We start from the raw sequence: 3650 nt of genomic DNA, 5'->3' as shown, positions 1-3650 counted from the left end.
AGCGCAGCGCGTTGCCCACCATCCACCGCATCAGCAGCGCGGGGTAGAGCATCCCCAGGCCCACCAGGATGGGCGGCAGCACCCACGCCACCGCCCTCACGCCCTCCCACCCGGCGACGCCCATGGACATGCCGTTGAGGTACGCCGCGATGGGCGCCGCGGGGACCACCCAGGACATGAACACCCTGAGCGCGCGCCAGCGATACTCGCGAATCAACGAATCTTCGATGCTCATGCGGGATTGCCTTCCCGCGCCTCCGGCCATGGGACGCGGTGAGTCCAGGAATGGAGGGATGGCGGACGGCCCCCATTCTCCGCACGTCATCGACGCGAAAGCGAGCGGCGCACGCCCGGTTCCAGACATTGCACTCCCGTCAGCCGGGCGCTCGTCGAAAGGCATACACAGTCGGGAAATCAACCTCCTCCAGAAAGGTTGAGCAAGAAGACAGACGCGGCGATTTCAGCCTCAATCCACACAGCAGGCGCGGATGGCGGAGGTATACAGGCGCAGGGACTTGCGCGTGGCGTCGAGCACCCGGGCAGGCTCGTCCCCGGTGGGGTCCGTGCAGAGCTTGAGGATTTCGAGCGCCTCCACCGGGTGCAGGTCGTCATAGCGGGCGTGCGCCTTGAGCCACATCATCGCGCTGGCGTCGATGCGCGCGCCGTCCGCGGCATAGGCGCGGAAGGGCTCCACCACGTCGCGCGTCCACACGCCGGTGATTCCCTCGATGGCCCAGTTGGACGCGGCGATGCCCTCCGCCAGCGTGCCCCGGGCACAGGTGTCGCGCAGGTGCGCGTGCAGCGCCTGGAGCTCCGGCAGCGGCCGCACCTGGAAGAGCGCCTCCGGCTCCAGGCCGAGCGCGCGCACCCAGTCGATGAACCACTCCGCGTGGCGCGCCTCCACGGCCAGGTTCTGCAGGAGCCAGCGGCGGATGCTCGCGTCCCCCTCGGAGCGGCCGTAGGTCGTCTTGGCCAGCGACAGGGCCATGTACTTGGGGAAGGACTCGACGATGAGGAAGAACTGCGACAGCACGCGGCGCCAGTACACCAGCGGCGGGCGCCGGCCCTCGGCGGTGGCGCGGAACAGCGGAGGCCAGCACGCCGCGTCCCAGTCCCGGCGGGTCGCATCCAGCATGGACTGGAGCCAGCGGGGATGCGCCGACGGGTTCAGCGGCGGAGGCCCATAGCGGCGCACGGGCACACGAGACGTGAGGCTGCGCACTTCCTGCTCGGAAGACGACATGGCGGCACGAGGCTCCTGCACCCGGCGGGTTCCAGACCGACATGGCCCCCCTCACCCGCCAGGGCGGCCCCATAGTGGTGACAGCACCTCCACGAGGCCACGCGACTGTCGTCGCCCGACGCTTTTCTCACCGCCTTGTTTCAGATTTCAGCCGGGGCCACCTGGAGGCGTCACGCGTCCCACAGCGGGCCTGTCTCTCCGACCGACGCCGACTCGCGCCCGCCGTCACGGGGTGCGGGCCACCTGCCGGCGCGCCTTCTCCAGCATGCGCTGGAGCGGCGCCTCGTCCGCGCGGGCGAGCGCCTCGTCCCAGGTGAGCCACTGCGCGCCGGAGGACTCGTGGGGGTCGTGCGCGAGCGACTCCGGGTCCTCGGCCACGACGAGGTAGCGCACGTCCAGGTGCTGGTGCTCGGGCTCGTCGCGGCGCGCGGGGATGGTGTGGACGTCCACGTCCAGCGGGCGGGGCGCGGCGGGGTGGAGCACCACGCGGCAGCCGGTCTCCTCGCGCGCCTCGCGCAGGGCGGTGGCCTCCATGTCGCCGCCGTCCGCCGGGTCCGCGTGTCCGCCCGGCTGCAGCCACCGGTGGAGCTTGCCGTGCAGCACCATCACCACGCGCTCGCCCCGGGGGTCCACCACCACCGCGCTGCCGGTGAAGTGCGCCGTGGCCTGCGCGCGGGAGAAGGGCGAGGCGAGCGTGGCCGCGTGGTGGCGCATCCGCTCCAGGTCCTGGCGCTCCTTGTCGTCCCCGGGGACGTGGCGCGCCAGGAGCTCCCGCAGGGCGTGGGCGTTCTGGGATTCCATGCGCGACCACGTATCCCCGGCGGGCCCTCACACGCCAGCGCCTTCTGGAAGCGGCCGGCCCGCCCGGGGCGGTGTAGGGTTCTGGCCGGGTGTGTTCTCATGCGGACGCACCCGGGGCGGCCGGCCCCGCTGGCATGAGGACCTGAGGGCAAGCACCTGCATGGCGCGCATTCTCGTCATCGACGACCACGACACCCTCCGCGAGGGGATGACCGTCACGCTCACGCGCTCCGGGCACGCCGTGTCCGCGGTGCGCGGCGGCGCGGACGGGCTGGCCGCGTACCGCAAGGCCCCGTTCGACCTGGTCGTCACGGATTTGAAGATGGACGGCATGGACGGCATCGCCGTCACCCAGGCCCTCAAGGCGCTGGACCCCTCCGCCGTCGTCATGGTGGTGACGGCCTTCGGCACGATTGAGACGGCCGTGCGGGCCATGCAGGAGGGGGCCTACGACTTCATCACCAAGCCCTTCACGCCCGACGTGCTGCGCGCCAAGGTGGACAAGGGGCTGGAGCTGGCGAGCACCCGCCGGCGCGTGGAGAAGCTGGAGGGGCGCACCGCCGCGCACGACGCGGACGCGGCCCTCACGCACGGCAGCCTGGTGGGCGACAGCGAGCCCATGCAGAAGCTGCTCTCCCAGGCGCGCAAGGCGGCGATGAGCGACGCCACGGTGCTCGTCCGCGGCGAGAGCGGCACCGGCAAGGAGCTCATCGCGCGCATGCTGCACCAGCAGTCCCCGCGCAAGGACGGGCCCTTCGTCGTGGTGCACTGCGCGGCGCTGGCGGAGACGCTGCTGGAGAGCGAGCTGTTCGGCCACGAGCGCGGCGCCTTCACCGGCGCGGTGAAGCGCAAGCTGGGCCGCTTCGAGCTGGCCGACGGCGGCACCCTCTTCCTGGACGAAATCGGGGAGATTCCCCACGCGGTGCAGACCAAGCTGTTGCGCGTGCTCCAGGAGAAGGAGATCCAGCGCGTGGGCGGCGAGGAGACGCTCAAGGTGGACGTGCGCGTGGTGAGCGCCACGCACCGGGATTTGCAGGCCGAGGTGAAGGCGGGCCGCTTCCGCGAGGACCTGTACTACCGGCTGCACATCGTCCCGCTGGTGCTGCCGCCTTTGCGCGAGCGCCCCGAGGACATCGCCGCGCTGGCGCGCCACTTCGTCGCCAAGCACGCGGTGCGCGTCAACCGCCGGGTGACGGGGCTGGACGAGGGCGCCCTGCGCGCCCTGGCCCGCCACGCGTGGCCCGGCAACGTGCGCGAGCTGGAGAACGTGGTGGAGCAGGCGCTCGTCTTCGCGGAAGGGGAGGTGCTCACCGCCCAGGACCTGCCCGGCCACCTCACCGGCGGCACGCCGCGCATGGACGCGGGGCTGCCGGTGCCGCACGGCGACAGGCCGCTGCCAGACATCCTGGAGGACCTGGAGCGGCAGCTCATCGCCCGCGCCTACGAGAAGGCCGGCGGGGTGAAGACGGAGACCGCCCGCCTGCTGGGCATCAAGACGTCGGCGCTGTACTACAAGCTGGAGAAGTATGGCTTCCTCCCCAAGGGCACCGCGCCCGAGGAGGGGTGATCCTCGGAAATCCGTGACCCACGGCCCCCGCCCCATGAC

Annotated in this window: 3 protein-coding genes and 1 pseudogene; 1 reads left to right on the top strand and 3 read right to left on the bottom strand. The window is 71.7% G+C overall.

Annotated features, from left to right (window positions below):
* The 3 genes and pseudogenes from FL311_RS41895 to FL311_RS41885 form a co-directional block, all read right to left on the bottom strand.
* Nucleotides 1-235: pseudogene (locus FL311_RS41895) on the bottom strand (methyl-accepting chemotaxis protein); the annotation flags it as partial.
* A gap of 231 nt (nt 236-466) precedes the next feature.
* A complete protein-coding gene (locus tag FL311_RS41890) occupies nt 467-1243 on the bottom strand; it encodes a TenA family transcriptional regulator (protein ID WP_141333203.1) in 777 nt (258 codons plus the stop codon).
* Between the two features lie 225 nt (nt 1244-1468).
* Nucleotides 1469-2044, bottom strand: coding sequence for an NUDIX hydrolase (locus FL311_RS41885; protein ID WP_141333202.1), 576 nt, complete (start codon nt 2042-2044; stop codon nt 1469-1471).
* Between the two features lie 160 nt (nt 2045-2204).
* Between FL311_RS41885 and FL311_RS41880 the strand changes: the two genes are divergently transcribed.
* Nucleotides 2205-3611 carry a sigma-54 dependent transcriptional regulator gene (locus tag FL311_RS41880; protein WP_141333201.1) on the top strand — a complete coding sequence of 469 codons (1407 nt, stop codon included), beginning with the start codon at nt 2205-2207 and terminating at the stop codon, nt 3609-3611.
* Nucleotides 3612-3650: the final 39 nt, after the last annotated feature.

The sequence above is a fragment of the Myxococcus sp. AB025B genome (genome assembly GCF_006518215.1).
Lineage (GTDB): Bacteria > Myxococcota > Myxococcia > Myxococcales > Myxococcaceae > Myxococcus > Myxococcus fulvus.
Note: the sequence above shows the minus strand (reverse complement) of the source record. Positions and strands in the feature narration are given on the sequence as shown.